At 73.2% G+C, this 21,296-nt stretch carries 20 protein-coding genes; 7 read left to right on the top strand and 13 right to left on the bottom strand.

The genetic code is table 11. From position 1 onward, the window contains the following. Window positions 1–92 precede the first annotated feature (92 nt). Window positions 93–524: a nuclear transport factor 2 family protein gene (locus LH044_RS14330; protein WP_227756266.1), complete on the top strand. Its 432-nt coding sequence runs from the start codon at window positions 93–95 to the stop codon at window positions 522–524. Between the two features lie 182 nt (window positions 525–706). Here the strand turns inward: LH044_RS14330 and LH044_RS21915 are convergent, their stop codons facing one another. Together LH044_RS21915 and LH044_RS14320 are read right to left on the bottom strand one after the other, a co-directional pair. Beyond that, on the bottom strand, window positions 707–3,304 hold the full coding sequence (locus tag LH044_RS21915; RefSeq protein ID WP_304512018.1) for a PKD domain-containing protein: 2,598 nt from the start codon (window positions 3,302–3,304) through the stop codon (window positions 707–709). Between the two features lie 167 nt (window positions 3,305–3,471). Beyond that, window positions 3,472–4,074: a helix-turn-helix transcriptional regulator gene (locus LH044_RS14320; RefSeq protein ID WP_227756265.1), complete on the bottom strand. Its 603-nt coding sequence runs from the start codon at window positions 4,072–4,074 to the stop codon at window positions 3,472–3,474. Window positions 4,075–4,149: 75 nt separating this feature from the next. On the opposite strand from LH044_RS14320, the gene LH044_RS14315 reads away from it, so the two are divergent. The 3 genes from LH044_RS14315 (at window position 4,150) to LH044_RS14305 (ending at window position 6,583) form a co-directional block, all read left to right on the top strand. Further along, the gene (locus tag LH044_RS14315) at window positions 4,150–4,965 is read left to right on the top strand and encodes a PIG-L deacetylase family protein (protein WP_227756264.1); all 816 of its coding nucleotides are present in this window, start codon (window positions 4,150–4,152) and stop codon (window positions 4,963–4,965) included. Between the two features lie 124 nt (window positions 4,966–5,089). Further along, window positions 5,090–5,980, top strand: coding sequence for an oxygen-binding di-iron domain-containing protein (locus tag LH044_RS14310; RefSeq protein WP_227756263.1), 891 nt, complete (start codon window positions 5,090–5,092; stop codon window positions 5,978–5,980). A 165-nt stretch (window positions 5,981–6,145) separates the two neighbouring features. Beyond that, a complete protein-coding gene (locus LH044_RS14305) occupies window positions 6,146–6,583 on the top strand; it encodes a DoxX family protein (protein ID WP_227756262.1) in 438 nt (145 codons plus the stop codon). 91 nt (window positions 6,584–6,674) lie between these two features. On the opposite strand, the gene LH044_RS14300 is transcribed toward LH044_RS14305, so the two are convergent. The 9 genes from LH044_RS14300 to LH044_RS14260 form a co-directional block, all read right to left on the bottom strand. Then, window positions 6,675–8,948: an arylsulfatase gene (locus LH044_RS14300; RefSeq protein ID WP_227756261.1), complete on the bottom strand. Its 2,274-nt coding sequence runs from the start codon at window positions 8,946–8,948 to the stop codon at window positions 6,675–6,677. A 41-nt stretch (window positions 8,949–8,989) separates the two neighbouring features. Then, a complete protein-coding gene (locus LH044_RS14295) occupies window positions 8,990–10,222 on the bottom strand; it encodes a phage tail sheath C-terminal domain-containing protein (RefSeq protein ID WP_227756260.1) in 1,233 nt (410 codons plus the stop codon). Further along, window positions 10,219–10,728, bottom strand: coding sequence for a hypothetical protein (locus tag LH044_RS14290; protein WP_227756259.1), 510 nt, complete (start codon window positions 10,726–10,728; stop codon window positions 10,219–10,221). Before LH044_RS14290 ends, LH044_RS14295 begins: the two co-directional genes overlap by 4 nt. A 90-nt stretch (window positions 10,729–10,818) precedes the next feature. Further along, entirely contained in the window at window positions 10,819–12,573 is a 1,755-nt protein-coding gene (locus LH044_RS14285) for an amidohydrolase (RefSeq protein ID WP_227756258.1), read from the bottom strand. Window positions 12,574–12,704: 131 nt separating this feature from the next. After that, the gene (locus LH044_RS14280; protein ID WP_227756257.1) at window positions 12,705–13,322 is read right to left on the bottom strand and encodes a DinB family protein; all 618 of its coding nucleotides are present in this window, start codon (window positions 13,320–13,322) and stop codon (window positions 12,705–12,707) included. A gap of 71 nt (window positions 13,323–13,393) precedes the next feature. After that, complete coding sequence (locus tag LH044_RS14275; protein ID WP_227756256.1) at window positions 13,394–14,098, bottom strand: nitroreductase family protein; 705 nt, start codon at window positions 14,096–14,098, stop codon at window positions 13,394–13,396. Further along, window positions 14,095–14,574, bottom strand: a complete 480-nt coding sequence (locus LH044_RS14270) for a VOC family protein (protein ID WP_374210627.1) — start codon at window positions 14,572–14,574, stop codon at window positions 14,095–14,097. Before LH044_RS14270 ends, LH044_RS14275 begins: the two co-directional genes overlap by 4 nt. Before the next feature lie 169 nt (window positions 14,575–14,743). After that, window positions 14,744–15,634, bottom strand: coding sequence for a DUF1295 domain-containing protein (locus LH044_RS14265; protein ID WP_227756254.1), 891 nt, complete (start codon window positions 15,632–15,634; stop codon window positions 14,744–14,746). Further along, window positions 15,631–16,122, bottom strand: coding sequence for an HIT family protein (locus LH044_RS14260; RefSeq protein ID WP_227756253.1), 492 nt, complete (start codon window positions 16,120–16,122; stop codon window positions 15,631–15,633). The genes LH044_RS14265 and LH044_RS14260 overlap by 4 nt, the downstream gene beginning before the upstream one ends. Window positions 16,123–16,252: 130 nt before the next feature. Here LH044_RS14260 and LH044_RS14255 point away from each other — a divergent pair, with 130 nt between their 5' ends. Continuing rightward, the gene (locus LH044_RS14255; RefSeq protein ID WP_227756252.1) at window positions 16,253–17,080 is read left to right on the top strand and encodes a fumarylacetoacetate hydrolase family protein; all 828 of its coding nucleotides are present in this window, start codon (window positions 16,253–16,255) and stop codon (window positions 17,078–17,080) included. 63 nt (window positions 17,081–17,143) lie between these two features. On the opposite strand, the gene LH044_RS14250 is transcribed toward LH044_RS14255, so the two are convergent. Next, window positions 17,144–17,599, bottom strand: coding sequence for a hypothetical protein (locus tag LH044_RS14250; RefSeq protein WP_227756251.1), 456 nt, complete (start codon window positions 17,597–17,599; stop codon window positions 17,144–17,146). A gap of 132 nt (window positions 17,600–17,731) precedes the next feature. Between LH044_RS14250 and LH044_RS14245 the strand changes: the two genes are divergently transcribed. Beyond that, window positions 17,732–17,947: a hypothetical protein gene (locus tag LH044_RS14245; RefSeq protein WP_227756250.1), complete on the top strand. Its 216-nt coding sequence runs from the start codon at window positions 17,732–17,734 to the stop codon at window positions 17,945–17,947. Between the two features lie 38 nt (window positions 17,948–17,985). After that, a complete protein-coding gene (locus tag LH044_RS14240) occupies window positions 17,986–20,172 on the top strand; it encodes a molybdopterin-dependent oxidoreductase (RefSeq protein WP_227756249.1) in 2,187 nt (728 codons plus the stop codon). A 121-nt stretch (window positions 20,173–20,293) separates the two neighbouring features. Here the strand turns inward: LH044_RS14240 and LH044_RS14235 are convergent, their stop codons facing one another. Further along, window positions 20,294–21,199, bottom strand: a complete 906-nt coding sequence (locus LH044_RS14235) for an alpha/beta fold hydrolase (protein ID WP_227756248.1) — start codon at window positions 21,197–21,199, stop codon at window positions 20,294–20,296. Between the last annotated feature and the right edge of the window lie 97 nt (window positions 21,200–21,296).

The raw sequence follows: 21,296 nt of genomic DNA, 5'->3' as shown, positions 1-21,296 counted from the left end.
AGGCGGCGGCCACGAGACGGAGCGTACCGATGGGTCGCCGACCGGCGACATCGACCCTGGACCCTGTCGCGGCGCGCCGCGACACTGGACCGATGGGCGAGGACGGGAGCAGCGAGGCCGAGACCAACCGCCAGCTGGTCCTCGACGCGTTCGAGCGGTGGACCGAGGGCTCGGCCCCGATCAGCGACCTGTTCGCCGACGACATGCGCTGGCGGGTCGAGGGCAACTCCATGGCGGCGAGGGAGTACGCCGACAAGGCGACGTTCCTCGGGGAGCTGCTCGGCCCGTTCGGCGAGCGCTTCGCCCACGGCGAGCGGTTCCGGCCGGTCGTGATCCGCCACGTCCTCGCCGACGCCGACACGGTCGCGGTCATCTGGGACGGGACCGGCGTGGCCAACGACGGCGTCCGCTACGACAACAGCTACGCCTGGATCCTCCAGATGCGGGACGGCGCGGTCGTCGACGCCACGGCCTTCTTCGACAGCATCGCCTTCGACCGGCTCTGGACCCGACTCGCCCCCTGACCGACCGGTGCCCGACCTGACGAGTCGTCGCTCGAGGACGGGCAGGTCGCCTGCGCCTACCGGCATCCCCGCTGAGCCCCGACCCACGGTCCGTCGCGGAGGTTCCCGTTGCTGCGCACCCGGACGCGGAAGGGGGCGGGCCGGAGCCCGCCCCCTTCCGCGTCACATCGGGTACGACCGCGTCAGCTGATCGCGATCGTGGCCAGGACCGGGTTGGTCTGGGCGTAGCAGCTGGAGTCCGTGGTGATGGAGCCCAGCAGCGGCACGTTGTTGACCCGGGTCTGGAAGGTCAGGCCGGGGTCGCTGTAGGACGTGCCGGCGTACTTGAGGTCGAGCGTCGAGCCCGACGCACCCGTGGCCTGGAAGGTCGCGGTGACCTTCGGGAAGTTCGCCGTCGTCCCGCCCGGCACCGTGCCCGGCACGGTGAGGACGAGCTTGCCGCCGCTCTGCGCCACCGTCGGCGTGCCGCTGCCGATGTTGCTGCCACCGGCCACCGTGGCGCTCACGAACGTGGCGCCGGCAGGGATGGTGTACAGGTACCGGATGTTGGCGACGTAGCCGATCGGGTAACCCTGACCGGAGCTCGGGACGCTCATCGGATCGGGCGTCAGCTCGACCGTGAAGTCGGAGCCCGAGGCGACCGACGCCGGAGCGAGCACCGTGGCGCCCGTGTTGTTGGCGTCGTAGCTCGTCTGGCCGGCGGCCGACGTGTAGCAGGTCATGTTGACCGCGGTGTGCACCGGCGTGGCCGGGGCCGTGGTCGTCGTCGTGGTGGTCGTGGTCGGCGGCACGCCCGTGTGGTCGGGCACCGTCGTGGCGCCGTTGTCCCACGAGCCGAGCAGCACGCCGGCCGCACCGGGCTGGCCGGCCGAGCCGGCGTTGCCGGAACCGCCGTTGGCGCCGGCCGTCGGGCCGCAGCCGCCGATGTTGGCGCAGTTGCCCGGCTGACCGCCGTTGCCCGAGCCACCCGGAGCGCCGGCGTTGCCGCCCGCGCCACCGGTCGACGCCGTCGCCGGCGCACCGAGCGAGGAGCCCTGGACCGTCAGGGTGCCGGTGCCGCTGTGCAGCGCGCCGATCGACGGACCGCCGGCACCACCGCCCGCACCGCCGCCGCCACCACCAGCGCCGCCGGCACCACCGCCGCCGCCGCCCGCAGCCTCGCAGCACGACTTGTTGCCGCCGTTGCCGCCGTTGCCACCGTTGCCGCCGGCACCGCCGCCCTGGCCCTTGCCACCGTTGCCGGCGAGGCCCGCCGTCACGTTGACGCCGGACAGGTCGACCGAGGCGTTGTAGGCGTAGACGCCGAAGGAGCCACCGCCCGCCGCGCCACCGGCGGTCGCCGCAGCGCCACCGGCGCCGCCGCCACCACCCGCGCCTCCACCGCCGCCGGAGGCCGAGGCGGACTTGCCGCCACCACCACCGCCGCCGCCGGCGCCGGCCGAACCGCCGGAACCGACCGCACCGGACTGGCCGGAGAAGAGCGCACCGGCGGTGATCGAGGCCGAGCCCCCGGCGCCGCCCGCGCCGGCCCCACCGGCCGCACCGGCGGAACCGCCCTTGGCGTCGGTCCCGCAGCCGAAGAGGCTGCCGCAGCCGGCGCCACCGCCGGCCGCACCGCCGCCGCCGGCCGAACCGGCCACACCGGCGCTGCTGTAGTCACCACCGCGGCCACCGGCACCCGAGTTGGTCGGGGCGGCACCGCCGCACGCCGTGCCGCCGTTGCCGGGCGAGCTCGACCCGCCGGCGTTGGCGCCCGTGCCGCCGGTGCAACCCGCGGCCGCGGCTGCCGGCGCGGCCCCCGCAGCGGCACCGGCGGCCGCGAAGCCCGCCTCGATGGAGCCGCCCTCGATCGTCACGTCGGCGCCGTTGACGGCGCGGACGCCGTAGGCGCTGTTGCCCGCACCGGCGGCGTCGCCACCGGAGATCACCGGAGCGGAGAGGGAGACCGTCGAGGGGCCGTCGACGAGCAGCGCCGTCGAGGCGGCGCCCGACTGGCCGCCGGTCAGCGTCAGGCCGTCGAGGACGAGGCCGCTGCCCGTGCCGCCGACGTAGGCCGCCAGAGCCGAGCGACCGTTGGCCGACTCGTCGGCGCCCACGGCCGTGAGGCTGGTGATCGTCGTCTCGGTCGCGACGTCGACGGCCACGATGGCCGCCGACACGCCGGCGACGGCGTTGAACGAACCGTTGACGATCGTGTCGTCGCCCTCGCCGGAGAAGGTGTCGTCGTAGCCGCCGCGCACGTCGATGCCGGGCGCCACGGTGAAGGCCGGGTAGGTGCCGCCGCCGACCCACACTTCGGCCTTGCCGTTCAGGGCGGCGACGCCGAGGCCGTGGCCGATGGTGGCGCAGGGCTCGGCGAGCGAGCCGCACGTCTCGGTGTCGGCGCCTGCGTCGTCGACCAGCACGATGGCGCTCAGGTCACGGGCGACCTCGATCTCGACGGTCTCGCTGTCGGTCAGCCCGCCGTTGTCGGTCACGATCAGCCGGGCCGTGTAGGTGCCGGGCTGCGTGTAGGTGTGCGACGGCTGCGAGTCGCTCGAGCTCCCGCCGTCGTCGAAGTTCCAGCTGTAGGAGGCGATCGAGCCGCCGGCGTCGACGCTCGACAGACCGGAGAACTCGACGTCGAGCGGTGCGACGCCCGACGTCGGGACGGCCAGGATCACCGCGGTCGGCGGCGTGTTGGTCGTCCCTCCGCCCGGGTTGGACGGCGGCGTACAGGCCGCCGCAACCAGGAACAGAGCCGCGATGACGCCGACAGCAGCGGTCACCCGAGTGCGCATGTGGATCCCCCGATCGCCCGGGGCGGACCATCGCAGCGCCACACTGCGATTCGCACGCCCCATCATCACCCGCCCGGTCGCCTCCGGGCAGCGGGACCCGTTGTAACACCTGGGACCACACCGGGTCCATCACCACCCGAACGTTCGATCAGGAACTTCCGCATATCTCAACGTCTGTCGAGCGCTCTCCGCCAGTCCCACGCGCCGGGGTCGCGGGCGTCGACCCAGTCCTCGGTCTGGCGCTCGGCCCAGTCCGCCCAGCCCGCGATCGTCCGGTACAGGTCCATCTGGAACCGGATGGCGAGGGCGTTGATGTGGACCCGGCCCTCGTACGGGTAGTCGGGGTCGTCGGCCGCCGCGATCAGGTCGCCGAGCTCGGACAGCCGCTCTTCCGCCTCCCGGCCGAACCCCCGGAGGGTGCGGCGCAGGTCCGCGAGTCCGCCGGCGTCGGCGAAGAAGACGCGGACCAGCGACTCGGCCTCGAGCTTGGTGGGCGCCGACGGCTCGGCGAGCCAGCGCGCCAGCTCCCGTCGGCCCTTGGCCGTGATCCGGTACACGGTACGGGGTCGCCCGCCCGACGCCTCGTCCTTGGCGGTCGCGAGCCCCGCCGCCACCAGCTTCTTCGCCTCGTCGTAGACCTTCCGCTCCGTTCGCGGCCAGAACCACCCGAGGCTGCGCTCCACCTGCTTCGCCAGCTCGTACGTGGTCCACGGCTGGATGGACAGGAGGCCGAGGAGGGCCTCGGAGGTGGACGTCAGCTTCGTCGTCATGACGACGATGTTGACATGCTGCCATTGGCAGTGTCTACTGCTGTTACTGCCAATGGCAGTACCAACCGACCGAAGATGCCGCTTCGTAGGATCGGCGGCGACGAGGAGGGAACCGACATGGCCCGCGACGAACGACTCCTGGTGGTGGTCGCCCACCCTGACGACGAGACCTTCGGCTGCGGCTCGCTCCTGGCCCACGCCCGCGCCGTGGGCGTGCCGACGTTCGTCGCCTGCGCCACCCGCGGCGAAGCGGGCTCCCCCACTCCGGGCCGCGGCCTCGACGACGCCGACATGGCCGAGGTCCGGGCGGCCGAGCTCCACGCCGCCGCCGAGCTGCTCGGCGTGGAGCGGGTCGTCCTGTTCGACTGGGCTGACTCCGACATGGAGGGCGAGCCGGCCGCCGGCACGCTGTGCGCAGCGCCGCTCGACGACGTCGCCGACCGCATCGCCGAGGTGATCGACGAGATCCGGCCGACCGTCGTCGTCACGCTGGACGCGAGCGACGGCCACCGCGACCACGCCCACGTGCGCGATGCCACCGTGATGGCCGCCTCCCGCCCCGGTTCGCCGGTGGAGCGCGTGTACCTGCAGTGCCTGGCGCAGACCCTGATGCGGCGGTGGGTCGAGCTGCTCGCCGCCGACCAGCCCGACAGCGCCCACCTCGAGCTGGGCGACCTCGGCACACCCGAGGACCTGATCACCACGTACCTCGACACCGCCGAGCACCTCGAGCTGCGTGACCGGGCGATGGGGCTGCACCGGTCCCAGACCCCGCCCTACGACGTCATGCCCGCCGACCTGCGCCGCGACTTCCTCGCCACCGACCGGCTCCGGCGCGTCATCCCGCCGTGGACCGGCGGCGAGCCGGAGCGCCGGCTGTTCGCCGGCTGACCGCCACGCGGCGCAGCACCCGCTGCCGCCCCTGAGCGCTCGTCCCGTCACCGACGGGACGTCTCGTCCGACGCGCCCCGCGCCCGTCGTCCCACCCACCAAACCGTCCGAGGAGGACACCACCATGCACACCGACATCCACACGATCCCGACCGCCGATGCCGCCCCGACCGTGGACCACGGCCCGACCGTCGACCCGGGGCCGCGCCACCTGCCGGTGCAGATCGCGCCCGACACGTTCGTCATCCAGGACACCCAGGGCGAGGGCACCGCGCCGATGGCCGTGCACCTGAACTCCATGGTGATCCGCGGCGCCGAACCCGTCGTCGTCGACACCGGCGTCCCCACCAACCGGGACCGCTACCTCGAGGACCTGTTCGGCCTCGTCGAGCCCATCGACGTGCGCTGGGTCTTCCTCTCCCACGACGACGTCGACCACTACGGCAACGTGGAGGCCGTGATGGCGGCCTGCCGGAACGCCCGGCTCGTCACCAACTGGTTCGCGATGGAGCGGCTGATGGGCAGCCTCGACGTGCCGCCGCACCGCTGGGCGTGGGTCGACGACGGCCAGGGGTTCGACGTCGGCGACCGCACGCTGCACGCCATCCGCCCACCGCTCTACGACTCGCCCACCACGCGTGGCCTCCACGACCCGACGACCGGCGTGTACTGGGCGGCTGACTGCTTCGCCGCGCCGGTGCCCGCCGGCGCCGCGGACGTCGAGGAGCTCGACCGCGAGATGTGGCACGCGGGCTTCGGCCAGATGCAGGCGTGGAACAGCCCGTGGGCGGCGGACCTCGACCGCGACCGGTACCGCGCCAACGTGGACGCGCTGGCGTCGCTCGACCTCTCAGTCATCGCCAGTTGCCACGGCCCCGCCATCCGTCGGGGTCGCGTGGCCGAGGCGTTCGAGCTCCTGCGTGGCATCCCCGACCTGCCGGCGACCGCGCAGCCGGGCCAGGCCGACCTCGACGCGATGCTGCGCCAGCTCGGCGTCCTCGAGCCGGCGGCCTGACGGCGCGACCCGGAGGGTCACCGCGTCGGCGGCGGTGTCCGTCGGTTGCCGACGGATGCCGCCGCCAGAAGACCGGGGTGTCGTCGACGCGAATTGGGCGCGCCGACCGCACGGTTCGCGACGCGGCGCGGTAGGTGTGTCCGGACCGCCACACGGGGAGCCACGATGAGCAACCGCAACGACCAGGTCCGGACGATCGCCCGGTGGACGCTCGGCGCCGCCCTCCTCGTCGCCGGGAGCGGCCACCTCACGGTCCAGCGCGAGGAGTTCCAGGCGCAGGTGCCGTCGTGGTTCCCGGCCGACGAGGACGCGGTCGTGCTCGTCTCGGGCGTGGTCGAGCTGCTGCTCGGCGCCGCCCTCATCCTCAGCGGCCGGAAGCGCGCCCCGGCGGTCGGCCTGGTCGTCGCCGGGTTCTTCATCGTGATCTTCCCGGGCAACATCGCGCAGTTCGCGGAGCACAAGGACGCCTTCGGGCTCGACACCGACGGAAAGCGCTTCGTCCGGCTGCTGTTCCAGCCGCTGCTCGTGCTGTGGGCCCTCTGGTCGACCGGCGGCTGGCGCTGGCTTCGCGCTCGCCTCGACCGGACCCGGTCGTCGGACTGACCGCGCTCGCGCCTTTGGCGTACGGATCGGTCCGATCACGACCAGTACGTCCGCCGAAGCGGGGCGCGGGTCGGGCGAGACGCAGCGGGCGCTATTGGGTGGCGAGGTCCGACGGGAGCTCGCCCATGAGCATCGCCCGGACCGGGTCGACGCCGATGCCCTCGACGACGACGCGCCGCAGCACCTCGCCCGGCAGCTCGGCCCGGCCCGACAGCGCCGGATCGATCGGTCCGGCCGACTGGAACCCCACGGCGAAGCCGGGCGTCCCGTAGGTCAACGGCGTCGTGCGCGGCACCAGGCCGCGGCCGACCGGCACGTCGCCGAGGCGCAGCTCGACATCGAGGCCCTCGGGCACGCGGCTGCCGACCACGTGCACGACGACCGACCCGTCGGGCAGCTCCACCTCGGAGGTGATACGGGTGATCCCGGTCGAGACGAAGTTGTAGGTGAAGCCGAACCGCCCGCCCCGGACCCATGCGACGTAGCCGCCCGTGTGCCCGCCGTGGGACGCGATCGCACCGTCGGGCCAGCCGTCGGCAACGGGCTCGAGCTCGGCCGACAGGTGGAACGACCGGTTGCGCAGGTGCGGCGCGGCCGATTCGGGCACCGGGCCCGCCGGACCGTCGAAGACGTGGACGTCGCGGTGCGAACGCGGATCCAGGCCGAAGCCCATCTTGTTGTTGAGGGGCAGGACCTGGAACCGCTCGGCCTCGGCCCACCACAGGTCCTTCATCGCCTCGAGCCGATCCGGCTCCTCGGCGGCGAGGTCGTGGACCTCCGAGAAGTCCTCGGCCACGTGGTAGAGCTCCCAGACGTCCTCGTCGAAGGGCCGGGTCGTGTCGGAGCCGTCGTAGGCGATGTACGGCGGCGTGTGGAACACGACCGCCTTCCACCCGTCGTGGTACAGCGCTCGGGACCCGAGCATCTCGTAGTACTGCGTCACGTGCGGCGCCGGCAGCGACGGGTCGCGCAGCACCGGGGCGAAGCTCGTGCCCTCGATCGGCGACTGCTCGACGCCGGCGATCACGTCGGGCGCGTCGACGTCGAGCAGCTCGAGCAGCGTCGGCGCGAGGTCGATGGCGTGGACGTACTGGTGCTGGGTGTCGCCGAGCGGCTCGAGGCCGGCCGGCCAGTGCACGATCAGCGGATCGGCCACGCCGCCCTCGTGCGTGTCGCGCTTGAACCGCTTCAGCGGCGTGTTGCCCGCCCAGGCCCAGCCCCACGGGTAGTGGTTGTTCGCGGTGGGGCCGCCGAGCTCGTCGAGCCGGGCGAGGTTCTCCTCCAGGCTCTCGGGCACGAGGTTGAAGAAGTACTGCTCGTTGAACGACCCGCTCACGCCGCCCTCGGCCGAGGCGCCGTTGTCGCTCATCAGCACGACGATCGTGTCATCGAGCCGGCCGGTGCGCTCCAGGTGCTCGACGATCCGGCCGACCTGCTCGTCGGTGTGGGTGAGGAACCCGGCGAAGGCCTCCATGAGGCGCGCCGCGACCCGCCGCTCGTCGTCGCCCAGCGAGCCCCAGGGCGGCACCCACGACGGCCGCTCCGACAGCTCCGTCCCCTCTGGCAGCAGGCCGGAGGCGACCTGGCGCGCGAACACGCCGTCGCGCCAGCGGTCCCAGCCGGCGTCGAAGTGGCCCCGGTAGGCGTCGATGTACGGCGCCGGCGCCTGGTGCGGCGCGTGGCAGGCCCCGGGGGCGAACCACAGGAAGAACGGCCGCTGCCGGGCGTCGCCGTGCAGGTCGGTGAGGTACCGGATGGCGTGGTCGGCCAGGTCCTCGGTCAGGTGGTAGCCGTCCTCGGGCGTGGCCGGCGGTTCGACCGGCGTGCCGTCCTGCACGAGCTCCGGGTGGTACTGGTCGGTCTCGCCGCCCATGAAGCCGTAGAAGCGCTCGAACCCGCGACCGAGCGGCCACCGGTCCCTCGGGCTGCCGGCGCCGTTCTCGTTCGTCGGGGCCAGGTGCCACTTGCCGACGGCGAACGTCGCGTAGCCCTGGTCGCGCAGGATCTCCGAGAGGAAGCCGTTCTCCTTCGGGATCGTCGCGTTGTAGCCCGGGAAGCCCATCGCCAGGTCGGCGACGCGGGCCATGCCGTTGGAGTGGTGGTTGCGCCCGGTCAGCAGGCACGCCCGGGTCGGCGAGCACAGCGCCGTCGTGTGGAAGTTCGAGAACCGGCGACCACCGGCCGCGAGGCGGTCGAAGGTCGGCGTCGCGATGTCTGAGCCGTAGCAGCCGAGCTGCGCGTAGCCGACGTCGTCGAGCAGGATGACGAGGACGTTCGGACGTCTCGCCCCGTCGTCGATCGGTGGCCACCAGGCCTCCGACTCCTCGAGGGTCCGACCGATGCGCCCACCGAACTGCTGCGACATCCGCCGGAAGCTAACGCGCGCCGCCCGCGGGGTCGGACCGGTCAGGACGACTGCATCTGCTGGGTGAAGTCGAGCGCGATCGGCTGGCCCGGCGCGAGCGACACCGTGACGCCGACGTCCATGACATCGGACGCGGCTGCGGCCGGTCCGGATCCGGGGCCCACGGTGACGTCGAACGCCACGCTGGACGAGGGACCGTGCAGCGCGCCCTGCTGCCACAGCGGAGTGAGGAAGTCGTCGAGCGAGGCGGACACGGCGGCCCACGTCTGCGGATCGTTGCGCTGGAAGACGTAGGTCTGCAACGCGGCGTCGATGGTGTTGCGGAGCATGTCGAGCGTGCGCTCACAGGACAGGTACTGCGTGGCGTCGAACGACCGGGCCATCGTGCGGTCGCCGAAGACGACGACGCCCGCTCCCGGGAGCGACATGATCGGGTTGACGCCGCCCTCACGCAGGGCCTCGGCGTCGGCGTTGTCGGCGACGACCACCGGCGCAGGACCGGTGAGCGGCTGCCCCACTCCTCCCGTGGGTGCCCAGACCCCGACCTCCGAGTCCATCGCGACGTTCATGCCGGCGAACACCGCTGCGCTCGACACGGCCTGGCCGTCGTCGACCAGCGGCGACGAGAGCATCGCCATGGAGGTCGCCGACGGCGACTGCCGCAGGGGTGCCGTCACCGCGGTGAGCGCGGCGACCCAGTTCGGGTCACCGGCCTGCACGACCGAGGAGGGCGGGTCCAGCAGGGCGACCGCCTGGCCGGCGCTCGCGACCGCTCCCATGGTCTGGGCGAGCTGGGTCCAGGGCGCGACGTCGAGCGCTCCCATCGCGGGCACCACCAGGATGTCCCAGTTCTTCTGCTCGGCCACCGGCCCGGACACCGCGGCCGTGAGCGAGCCATCAGACTCGTCGGCGACCAGCTGCACCATCGCCGTCTGGCCGCCCTGGTCGAAGTACTGGGTGACGGCGCTGGAGAGCGCAGCGCTCGGGTCCTGCACCATGTCCTCGAACTCGCCGACCGAGGAGAGCTCGAGCGCACGAGCGGGCTGCCCGCCGGCGCTCGAACCGGCACCGACGAGCATGGTGAGGCCCGTGGCCGCCGCCTGGATGCCCGGCCCGGGGAGCTGGTCGACGTAGACCCCGGGCGGCTCGATCGAGGGCGGCGGCTCCGGTGGCGGCGTGGGATCGGTCTGCTGCGCCGCGACGGGGAGCGCCCCGGCGGCCAGCGCGACGACGGAGGCGACCACGGCTGCAGCGAGCGCGACCCGGGCCCTCATGCTCGACCCGCCGCGAGCTGCGCCAGCTGGAGGTGGGCCTGGTCGCCGACCCCGATCCCGACGGTCGAGACCTCGACGAAGCGACCGTCCACGACCATGGCGACCTGGCCGCTGGCCGGCACCTGGAACGCCTCGGACGCTCCGGGCACGTCGGCGTCGGTCACCTCCGAGCCGTGCTCGGCGAGGGCGGCGTCCCGGGCGGCGGCGAAGGCGCCCGCCCCGTCCGCGTCGTCGACCGCCACCTGCACCACGCCCTGTCGGTGACCGTCCTCGAAGTGGCACACCTCCGGACCGTCCGGCCCTGAGGCCGACGACGTCGACACCGTGCCGTCGTCGACGGCCCAGCCGGTCGCACGGTCGATCTCGGACGGCTCCAGGAGCCGGCACGGGTCGGGACCGGTGGCGGCGACGTCGTCGCCCAGACCCTTCGGGCCGGCGTCGTCATCGGACGAGCAGGCCACGGCGACCGAAGCGAAGAGGGCCGCGACGGCGACCGGGATGAGCACTCGGCGGATCCGTCCCACATGGACCCATCGGCTCGGGGACGCCGGAGTTGAGCGGCGCTGGCGAGCGGCGACGCCGGCGTCGCTCGTCCGTCAGTGGCGGCGCACGCCGCCCATCCACGTCTCGAGGACCTCGATGTCGGAGAGGTGCCGCGGATCGACCTGCGTCGGGTCCTCGGCGAGCACGACCAGATCGGCCAGCTTCCCCTCCTCGAGCGTGCCGATCTCGTGCTCGCTGTGGCACTGCCACGCCGCGTCCGACGTCATGGCCCTGATCGCGGCCTCGACCGGGACGCGCTCCGACGGCGTCAGCACGGTTCCGGGCTCACGCCACAGCTCCCGGGTCACCGCGTCGTGCAGGCAGCGCAACGGCTCGATCGGGGTGACCGACTCGTCGGAGTGCAACGTCCAGCGGATGCCGGCGGCCGAGGACGATGCGGTCCGGTCGAGCAGGTCGGCGCGCTCGGGACCGATGATGTCGTCCCGGAACGCCTGGCCCCAGAAGTGGACGTGGCCGATGAGGAACGACGGCGTCAGCCCGAGCTCGGCGATCCGGGCGATCTGCTCGTCGTGGAGGATCGAGCAGTGCTCGATCCGGTGCCGGCGGTCGCCGTGGCCGGCGGCCGCGGCCGACTCGACCGCAGCGGCGAGCGCCACGAGCGCGTCGTCGATGGCCCGGTCGCCGTTGGCGTGGATCGCGACCTGCCAGCCCTCGGCTGCGCGGGTGCGAGCGGTCTCGACCAGCACGTCGGGGTCGATGTACGGGATGCCCGCGTCGTCCGAGCCGAGGTAGGGCTCGCGCAGGTGGCCGGTGCGGCCCTGGTTCGAGCCGTCGGAGACGATCTTCCACGCGGTGGCCCGGATGAGGTCGTCGCCGTCGCCGCAGCCGATGCCCGCATCGACGAACGCCTGCCCCCGGCTGTCGTGGACGGAGTAGCGAAGGCGGGTCGGTAGCCCGTCGCCCTCGGCCAGCGTGCGGTACAGCCCGACCTCGTCGGGACCGAGCAGCGTGCCGGTGCCCTGGTCGCAGATCGTGGTGACCCCGACCGTCGACGCCCGCTGGGCGACCGCTCGGGCCTGCTCTACGACGTCGAGCGAACCCATCGAGGGGTTGTGCGCCATCACGCTGAGCATGGCGCCCTGGCCGACGAGGACCCCGTTCGGCGTCCCGTCGGGGTGACGACCGTACGGCGAGTGCGGGATGTCGGGCGTGTCGCGGGTGATGCCCGCAGCGGCGAGCGCCGCGCTGTTCGCGTATGCGAAGTGCAGGGACGCGTTCGTGACCACGATCGGGATGTCGACCGACACGCGGTCGAGCTGGTCCGTGGTCAGCTGGCCGGGGCCCGCCTGCAGGGACGGGTCGAACTGGCGGCCGGTGAGCCACTGGCTCGGCTCGACCGTCGACACCACCGAGGCGAGGTGGTCGAGCGCCTCGTCGACGGTGTCGAACCGGAACGGACCGACGTCGTGCCACGTGCGGAGCATCGCCGTGGGGAGCAGGTGGGCGTGCGGCTCGATGAAGCCCGGCAGGATCGTCGCCCCCGGACGGTCGAGGACGGTGGCGTCCTCGCCGGCGCGCGCCAGGACGTCGTCCTCCGAGCCCACCGCCAGGATCCGATCACCGCGGACGGCGATCGCCTCGGCACGGGAGAACGCCGGATCGACCGGGAGCACCGTGGCGCCCCGCAGGACGACGGTGCCGGTCGGCGGCGCCGGACGGGTCGGGCGTCGGCGATGGAGGTCGGCCGGCAGGTCGACGAGTGCCGCCAGCCCGGCGAGGAGCGGTCCGCCGCAACCGCACCCGCCGTCGTGGACGTGCAGGTGCGGGGCGAGGGAGCGCGGCGGCATGGCCGGAGGCTACGGCGCGGGTGCCGGTTCGACCGCGGCGCGCCAGCCGCGCCCGACACTGCGTGGGTTGCCGTCGCCCGGCGACGACAACCCACGCAGTTCCAGAGGTGAACCCGCTCGGCAGCCGAGCGTCAGCCCATCGACTTCCGGCCGTCGATGCTCTCCCGGATGATGTCGGCGTGGCCGGCGTGCTGGGAGGTCTCGGCGACGATGTGGACGATGCAGCGGCGCACCGACCAGGCGGCGCCGGACTCGAACCACGGCGCGTCGGGCAGGGCGTACTCCGTGTCGAGCGACGGGAGCGTGGCCACCAGGCGATCGGTCTCGGCGGCGACGGCGGCGTACTCGGCGAGGATCGACTCGAGCGTCTCCCCCTCGACCATCCGGAAGCCGTCCTTCCACTGCTCCTGGACCTCGGGCGGGAGCTCCCCGCCGGCGCTGATCGACTCCCAGTCGACGCTCGTCCAGTCGTCGCCGGTGAACGCCTCGACGCCACCGGTCATGAAGTTCGCCCACTGCTGCTCGGTCTCGGCGACGTGCTTGATGACGCCGCCGATCGACAGCTCGCTCACGGTGGGCCGGCTCGCCGCCTGCTCGTCGGTCAGGTCGGTCGCCGTCCCGACGAGGAACTGGCGGTGCTTCGCCAGCACGTCGAGCAGGTCGCGACGCTCTCGGCTCAGCTCGCCGACCGGGGCGCTCGTGACCTCGGAGGCGGTGGACTCGGTGGGGAACTCGGTGGTGATCGTCATGCCGGTCACGGTACGAACGCTTGCGGTCAGATCCTGACCGCAATCGAGAAAAGTTCCTGGCTTCCGGCCCCTCAGGGGGCGTCGGTCCGCAGCGGCGTCCCCGCGAAAGCGTCGACGGTGACGAACGAGTCCACGGGGTCGCGGCGCAGCTTCGTCGCACGCTTGGTCGGGTACCCGAGCGCCAGGACGCCCACCACGGCGTGGTCGTCGGGGATCTGCAGCAGCGCCTTCACCTCGGGCTCGTGGACCACGTTCATCGTGGTCATCACACCGCCGAGGCCCTCGGCGTGCGCGGCCAGCAGGACGCTCCACGCGAACGGGTAGATCGAGGCGCCGCCGACGAGGGTGTAGCGGCCGAGGTCCCGATCGGTCGCGGCCAGCAACCGGAGGTCGGCCAGGAGGACCGCCATCACGGGGACCTGGTCGAAGTCGCCGGCGAACCCTCCGGGGTCGCCGTCGTCCGCATCGGCGATCGCCGCGGCCTCGGCCTCGCGATCCCCGATGGGCGCCCACGGCTGCACGCCGGCGGCGCGCATCGCGAGGTACCGGTTCCAGCCGTCGACGTAGAGGTCGCGCATGCCGCGCCGGAGCTCGGGGTCCTCGACCAGCACGATGTGCCACGCCTGCTGGTTGCCCCCGTTGGGGGCGAACCGGGCGGTGTCGAACACCTTGGCCAGCACGTCGTGCGGCACCGGTCGGTCCTCGAAGTCGCGCACTGCGCCCGTCGTCCGGAGCCCCTCGACGAGCCCGAGCGGCTCCGCAACCTCGGCGGTCACAGGTGGAACTTCCCGTACATCTCGCCCAGCGGATCCGAGATGAGCTCGACGCGCTCGCCGTCGGGGCCGCGGAAGTAGATCGACGAACCGTCGACGTGCGCGTACTCCACGCCGGCGTCGTCGAGCTTCGCCTTGAGGTGCGCCCACCGCTCGGGCTCCACCGAGATCGCCAGGTGGTGGAGGCCGCCCGACACCTCTGCGTAGTCACCCAGGTCGAGGCCCGGGAGGTCGAAGAAGGCGAGCTGGTTGCCGCCGCCGATGTCGAAGAAGAAGTGGGTCGAGCCCTGGTAGTCCCGGTTCTCGAACAGCTCGCTGAGCGGGAACTCGAGCAGGCCCTGGTAGAAGTCGATCGTCCGCTGGACGTCGCTGCTGATCAGCGCGACGTGGTGGACCCCGCGGGCCGAGGACTCGGGCCGCTCGGACTTCGGGAGCAGGTGCCGGCGGCGCAGGTCTTCCCACTCGGCGGTCCGGTCGATGCCGGCTCCGTGACGCTGCTCGGCTGCGACGGGTTCGGCCACGGTTCACGCCTCCTGGTGGGCACTTCGACCGTGACCGAGGCTAGACCCCACGCCGTCCATCCGTTCCCGGTGCGATGGTCGTCGTGGAGCGACGCCCGGTGCACCGAGAACGGGCGGCGGGCGCGGCTCAGCCCTTGCGGGGCGGGAGCGGCACCAGCGCCGAGGTGCGGGCGGCGTACTCGGAGAAGCCGGGTCGGCGCTCGCGGCTGCGGTCGTCGAGGAGCGGGATCGACGCGGTGAGGAACATGACGAGCACCGCGACGGGCCCCACGACCGTCCACCACCAGCCCGGGTCGGCCGAGAGGCCGAACAGCCAGAGCGACCACCAGAACAGGACCTCGCCGAAGTAGTTCGGGTGACGGGACCACCGCCACAGCCCCCGGTCCATGATCTGGCCCGGCTGGCGTGTCCGGGCGAAGGCGCGCATCTGCTCGTCGGCGACGAGCTCGAGCAGCACGGCGACGGCACCGACCGCGAGCGCCAGCCAGTCCAGGACGCCCACCGCACCGGTGCCCTCGTGCAGCGCCGGGACGAGCGACAGCGACGCCAGCAGCACGATGAGGCACGGGCCCAGGTGCACCGCCAGCAGCGACATCAGCGGCTTGGGACCTTTGGTGTAGAGGTCGAGGTAGCGCCAGTCCTCGTGCGAGAGGCCGACCCAGCCCCGGGCCCAGTTGAGCGTCAGGCGGACCGCCCACGCCCACACGACCACCATCACGAGCGCCACCCGCAGATCCGGCACGTCGGCCGTCGCCGTCACCGCCATCCACACCGCCGCGAGCGGGGGCAGCACGCTCCACCACGCGTCGAACATCGAGCCGTTGTCGACGCCCATCGACCAGGCGTAGATGACGAGGGCCGAGGCGACGTAGCCGCCGGCGAGCGCCCACACCGGTCGATCGGGACCGACCGCCTCGGCGATCGACCACGCGACGGCGCACGCGGTGACGTACGCGATCGCCACCACCGACAGCGACGCGCCCCTGCCCATCGAGGCCACCGGCCCACGCCCGGTCACGAGGCCGCCCCTCCGGCGACGACGCGCCGGAACAGCGGTCTCGCCGCCTCGCAGAACGCCTCGACCTCGGTCGGCGTCGGCTCGACGCCCTCTCGGAAGCGGTGCGACTGGTAGGTCGGGCCGCCGGCGGCGAGCTCGACGACCGACGAGCGCTGGACCGGCTCGACGACGAAGTGGATGTGCCCCGGACGGAGGCCCGAGTGCGACCACAGGCAGACGTAGACCTGGTCGGGCCGGCACAGCTCGGTCGCGACCGCCGACGCCTCCTGCAGCAGCGGGCCCAGCTCCATCGTCTCGGCGGCGTCGAGGTCGGCGACGTGGCACACGTGCCGCAGCGGCTTCACGACCATCGTCCCGAGCTCGAGCGGGCCGACGGCGTGCTCGACGACCCAGTGCGCGGTGCGGTGGAGCTCGCCCCCGACCAGTGGCAGGACCCCTGCGGTGAGCGAGCAGGCGAAGCAGTCGTCGGCCGGGGCGTCGTCGCGCATGGCGGCGAGTCTCGCGGAACGGCGGGCCGCCGGTCGGGCCGACCGGGTGGAGCCGCCGGCGCGGCCGGGGCCGAGGGCTGCTGAACTGGGCGGCGGCCGACCGCGCCGAGTCCAGCCACAGGAGCCGCACGTGAAGTACGCCAACCACGACGGCCGGGCCGTCCTCGTCCTCGACGACGGGATCGCGGACGTCGAGTCGGCCACCGACGGCCGGTTCGGGCCGGACCCGATGTCGGCGTTCCACGACTGGGATGCGCTCGTCGAGCTCGCCGCCGGGGCGACCGAGGCGACCGGGCCCCTCGACGAGTCGCTGCTGCGGCCGCCGGTGCCGGCACCGCGCCAGGTGTTCGCGATCGGCCTCAACTACCGCAGCCATGCCGACGAGTCGGGCATGGCCGTCCCCGACGTCCCGGCCACGTTCACGAAGTTCCCCGCCTCGCTCACCGGGCCGTTCGACGACGTCGAGGTGGTCGGCGACCGCACCGACTGGGAGGTCGAGCTCGTCGCCGTCATCGGTCGGACCGCAGATCGGGTCGACGAGGCCGACGCATGGGGCCACGTCGCCGGCCTGACCGTCGGCCAGGACCTCAGCGACCGGGACCTGCAGTTCGCCGCCGGGATGCAGTTCTCGCTCGGCAAGTCGCGCCGCGGCTACGGACCGATCGGCCCGTGGCTCGTCACCCCGGACGAGGTCGACGACCCCGACGACCTCGCCCTCGGCTGCTCGGTCGACGGCGAGACCGTGCAGGACGCCCGCACCAGCGACCTCATCTTCGGCGTGCCGCGCCTGGTGGCCGAGCTGTCGTCGGTGCTGCCGCTGCTGCCCGGCGACGTCATCTTCACCGGCACGCCGTCGGGCGTCGGCATGGCCCGCCAGCCGCCCCGCGCCCTGCACCCCGGCCAGGTGCTCGAGTCGTGGATCGAGGGCATCGGGACCATCCGCAACCGGATGGTCTGAGCCGCGCCACCGTCGGACGGCCGCTGCGGATCGGGACGGCCGCCGGCGGGATCGGGCCGCGGATCAACCGGTCCGGTCGAAGCGGAGGAGGAAGTCGGTGCGCCAGGTCGCGCCGCGGTCGTCCGACGCGTCCCACCGGCCGTCGATCCGGTCGCCCTCGACCTCGGCGACGAAGCGCTGGTGGAAGTCGGGGTCCTGCCGCTCCATCGTCCAGGTGCGGCCGTCGAACGCCATGCCGAACACCCGGCACACCCCTCGCTCGTCGTGGTACAGCGCCGTGTAGGTGTCGTTGGCGTCAGAGCGACCGAACACCAGATCCCACGTCGGGTCCCCGCCGAGCTCCGTGCGCATCGTGACGAAGGCGTCGTCGAGCCACTCGATGGTCGCCCGGCCGGGGACCTCGGCGTCGGGCGACTCCAGGAACCAGGCGCCGTGGAGGGTCAGCGCCCACCGCCCGAGCAGGGGCTCCAGCCGCTGCAGGGCCTCGTTGCGGAGGGACGCCTCGGGCGGATCGCTCACCGCGACCACGTACCCAGCGGGCCTCGCTCCGAGCGACGGCGGGTCCGACCGCCGGGCCGACCGCAGGGCCGGCTGTCGGGCCCACCTGCGTTCGGCCGACATCGCACCCCGCCACGGTGCTCGACTTGGGCCATGTTCGAACACCAGCTGGTCGTGCTCGGGTCGGACGGCGAGGGGTTCAGCCCACCGTTGACCGAGCGGCAGTCCAAGACCCTCGGCGACATCCAGACGCAGGGTTGGGAGCTCGTGTCGTCGTCGGTGCTGATGGACGGGGCCGTCGCCCTGTTCTGGAAGCGTCCGGCGCCGCGCGGCGACGACACCCGGCGGATCCCGACGACCTACCTCTGACCGTCAGCCGTCGATCGGCCCGCACTACGGTCGCCCGGGTGGCGACCCACCTCCGCACGTGTCCGCTGTGCGAGGCCATGTGCGGGCTCGAGATCGAGACCGACGGCGACCGGGTGGTGCGGGTCCGGGGGGATCGCGACGACGTCTGGAGCAAGGGCTTCCTCTGCCCGAAGGGCGCGTCGATCGGAGGGCTCCACCACGACCCGGACCGCCTCCGTGGGCCGATGGTGCGCGAGGGCACCGAGTGGCGCGAGGCGACGTGGGACGAGGCGTTCCGCCGCTGCGAGGAGCTCCTCCACGGCGTGGTCGCCGAGCACGGCATCGGGTCCGTGCACGCCTACCTCGGCAACCCCAACGCGCACAGCTACTCGCTCGGCCGCTACTCCGGCGCGGTGGTCGGGCTGGGCGGCATCCAGACGATCTGGTCGGCCGGCACCGTCGACCAGTGGCCCAAGAACCTGGTGTGCGCCCAGCTGTACGGCGGCGCGTGGACGATCCCGATCCCCGACGTCGCCAACACCGACCTGTTCGTGGTCATGGGGGCGAACCCGCACGCCTCGAACGGGTCGCTCCTGTCGTTCCCCGACCTGATCGGCGAGGTCGACCGGATCCGGGAGCGGGGCGGCCGCACGATCGTGGTCGACCCCCGGCGCACGGGCACGGCCGAGCGCGCCGACGAGTGGATGCCGATCGTCCCTGGCGGCGACGCCGCGCTGCTGCTCGCCGTGGTGCACGTTCTGGGCGAGGAGGGCCTGGTCGACCTGGGCGACCTGACCGGCCGTGTGCGCGGGGTCGACGAGGTGCTGGCCGCCGCCCTCCCCTACTCGCCCGAGGCGGTCGCCGACGGCTGCGGCGTGCCGGCCGACCGGATCCGGGCGCTGGCCCGCGAGCTCGCCGCGGCCGAGCGCCCCGTCGTCTACGGCCGCATCGGTCTCTGCAACCAGGAGTTCGGCACGCTGGCGAGCTGGCTGGTCGAGGTGGTGAACGTGCTGCTCGGCCGGCTCGGAGCGGAGGGCGGCTCCCTGTTCCCGCGACCGGCGCTGGCGACGATCTCGTCGACGGCCCGGCGGCGCGGGCCGATCACGACCGGCAAGTGGCGCACCCGGGTGCGGGGCGCGCCCGAGGTCATGGGCCAGGCGCCGCTGTCGTGCCTGGCCGAGGAGATCGACACGCCGGGCGAGGGCCAGGTGAAGGCGCTCATCACGATCGCGGGGAACCCGGTGCTGTCCGCGCCCGACGCCGCCCGGCTCGACGCGGCCCTGCCGATGCTCGACGCCATGATCGCCGTCGACAACTACCTCAACGAGACCACTCGGCACGCGGACGTGATCCTCCCGGGCCTGTCACCGCTCGAGCAGCCGCACTGCGACGAGGCGATCTGGGGCTTCGCCCTCCGCGCCGTCGCCCGCTGGTCGCCGGCGATCTTCGACATGGGCGAGCGGCCCGACGAGTGGGAGGTCTGCCTGATCCTCGGCGCGATCCTCAGCGGCATGCCGGCCGACTCCATCGACGTCGACGCCCTCGACGACTTCTGGTTCGGCGTCCGGGCGGACCGCCACGGTGTCGACGGCTCGGCCGACGGCGGCGTGGGCCGCGGGCCCGACCGGATCGTCGATCTCACGTTCCGCACCAGCACGTACGGCGACCGCTACGGCGAGCGGCCGGGCGGGCTGAACCTCCGCGAGGTGCAGCGGCACCCGCACGGCCTCGACCTGGGCCCGTCGCAGCACCCCGTCGACGAGGTGCTGCGCACGAACAGCGGGGACGTCGAGCTCGCCCACGACGTCTTCCTGGACGACCTCGCCCGATTGCAGGCCCGCATGGCCGAGCCGCGTCCCGACCTGGTGCTCATCGGCCGGCGACACGTGCGGTCGAACAACTCGTGGATGCACAACCTGCCGGCCCTGATGAAGGGCCGCGATCGCTCGACGCTGCTCGTGCACCCCGACGATGCCGCGGCACGCGACATCGAGGACGGCGGCAAGGTCCGGGTGACCACGGAGGCGGGATCGGTCGTCGCGATCGCCGAGCTGTCCGACGAGCTGGTGCGGGGCGTAGTGAGCCTGCCGCACGGCTTCGGCCACGACCTGCCCGGCACCCGCGGCTCCGTCGCGGCCGAACGGCCCGGCGTGAACACCAACGTGCTGATCCCGGGCACGGCCGTCGACGTGCCGTCGGGCAACGCCGCGGTGAACGGCGTGCCGGTGGAGATCGCCCCGGTCTGACGCCCGGATCGGGGTCGTCCGGACCGGCCCGCCGACCGGTCCGCCGGATTCTCATGTCATCCGTGCGTCACCAGCCCCACCTGGTGGCGTCAAAAACGGGGATGGGGTGCGTGGGGCGGGGTCAGGGGGCGCCGACGAGGCGGCTCGACAGGTCGGCGGTGTCGAGACGGGCGGGCTCGGTGCCCTCGACGAGGTCGAGCACGACCTCGGCGAAGCGCCGGGGGTCCTCGACCTGCGGGAAGTGCCCGACGCCGGGGATGATCTCGAGCCGGCTGCCGGGCATGGCCTCATGCGCGGCGTGGCCGTGGCTGACCGGGATGATCGGGTCCTTCTCGCCCCACACGATCAGCGTGGGCACGTCGCTCGCCAGGTACAGGCGGTCGTGGGCGCTGACGCGCTGTCCCCGGCTGTCGACCACGCTGCGGAGCGTGTGGATGAAGGCGGTGCGGGTCTCGGGGTCGACGAGCGAGGCGTAGGCCCGGAACATCTCGTCGGTGGCCGCGGCCGGCTTGAGGCCGATCCGCCCGAACCAACCGCCCACCGTCCGGGCCGCATCCCGGAAGACGGGCTGGAACAGCGCCGGGAACAGCAGGTCGGTGCCCGGGACGGCGATCAGCCGCAGGATGGGCGTGACCTCCTCGCCCAGGCCGCCGGCGCCCACCAGCACCAGGCGCTCGAGGCGCTCGGGGTACTGGTAGCTGAACTGCAGGGCGATGCCGCCGCCGAGCGAGGTGCCGACGACCGTCGCCCGGTCGTGGCCGAGGGCGACGAGCAGGTCGCGGAGGAAGCTCGCCTGCGCACCGAGCGAGTAGTCGCCACGCGGCTTGTCCGTGCGACCGTGCCCGGGCAGGTCGGGCGCCACGACCGTGCACCGCGCGGTGAGGTCGTCCCAGACGCTGCGCCACGTGGACGAGCTGCCCGCCATGCCGTGGACCAGCAGGAGCACCGGACCCTCGCCGCCGGTGCGGTACGAGACCTCGTGGCCGTGGATGCTGATCGACCGCCGTTCGAACGACGTGCTGCCCATAGGGATCTCCTCCCACCAGCGCAGCCGTGCCCCCGACCGCCCCGCGACGGTAGTGCAGCACCCCGTCCGGCCGTAAGGGGGTGGATCCACCCGCCCC

The sequence above is a fragment of the Dermatobacter hominis genome, assembly GCF_020715685.1.
Lineage (GTDB): Bacteria > Actinomycetota > Acidimicrobiia > Acidimicrobiales > Microtrichaceae > Dermatobacter > Dermatobacter hominis.
This window is presented reverse-complemented; position numbering and strand designations above follow the sequence as displayed.

Bases quoted from the DNA above. Each gene is read 5' to 3' on its own strand.
- LH044_RS21915 (WP_304512018.1), bottom strand. From the start codon at position 3,304: ATGCGCACTCGGGTGACCGCTGCTGTCGGCGTCATCGCGGCTCTGTTC.
- LH044_RS14300 (WP_227756261.1), bottom strand. From the start codon at position 8,948: ATGTCGCAGCAGTTCGGTGGGCGCATCGGTCGGACCCTCGAGGAGTCG.
- LH044_RS14260 (WP_227756253.1), bottom strand. From the start codon at position 16,122: ATGCGCGACGACGCCCCGGCCGACGACTGCTTCGCCTGCTCGCTCACC.
- LH044_RS14310 (WP_227756263.1), top strand. From the start codon at position 5,090: ATGCACACCGACATCCACACGATCCCGACCGCCGATGCCGCCCCGACC.
- LH044_RS14285 (WP_227756258.1), bottom strand. From the start codon at position 12,573: ATGCCGCCGCGCTCCCTCGCCCCGCACCTGCACGTCCACGACGGCGGG.
- LH044_RS14280 (WP_227756257.1), bottom strand. From the start codon at position 13,322: ATGACGATCACCACCGAGTTCCCCACCGAGTCCACCGCCTCCGAGGTC.
- LH044_RS14320 (WP_227756265.1), bottom strand. From the start codon at position 4,074: ATGACGACGAAGCTGACGTCCACCTCCGAGGCCCTCCTCGGCCTCCTG.
- LH044_RS14295 (WP_227756260.1), bottom strand. From the start codon at position 10,222: ATGAGGGCCCGGGTCGCGCTCGCTGCAGCCGTGGTCGCCTCCGTCGTC.
- LH044_RS14245 (WP_227756250.1), top strand. From the start codon at position 17,732: ATGTTCGAACACCAGCTGGTCGTGCTCGGGTCGGACGGCGAGGGGTTC.
- LH044_RS14305 (WP_227756262.1), top strand. From the start codon at position 6,146: ATGAGCAACCGCAACGACCAGGTCCGGACGATCGCCCGGTGGACGCTC.
- LH044_RS14235 (WP_227756248.1), bottom strand. From the start codon at position 21,199: ATGGGCAGCACGTCGTTCGAACGGCGGTCGATCAGCATCCACGGCCAC.
- LH044_RS14330 (WP_227756266.1), top strand. From the start codon at position 93: ATGGGCGAGGACGGGAGCAGCGAGGCCGAGACCAACCGCCAGCTGGTC.
- LH044_RS14315 (WP_227756264.1), top strand. From the start codon at position 4,150: ATGCCGCTTCGTAGGATCGGCGGCGACGAGGAGGGAACCGACATGGCC.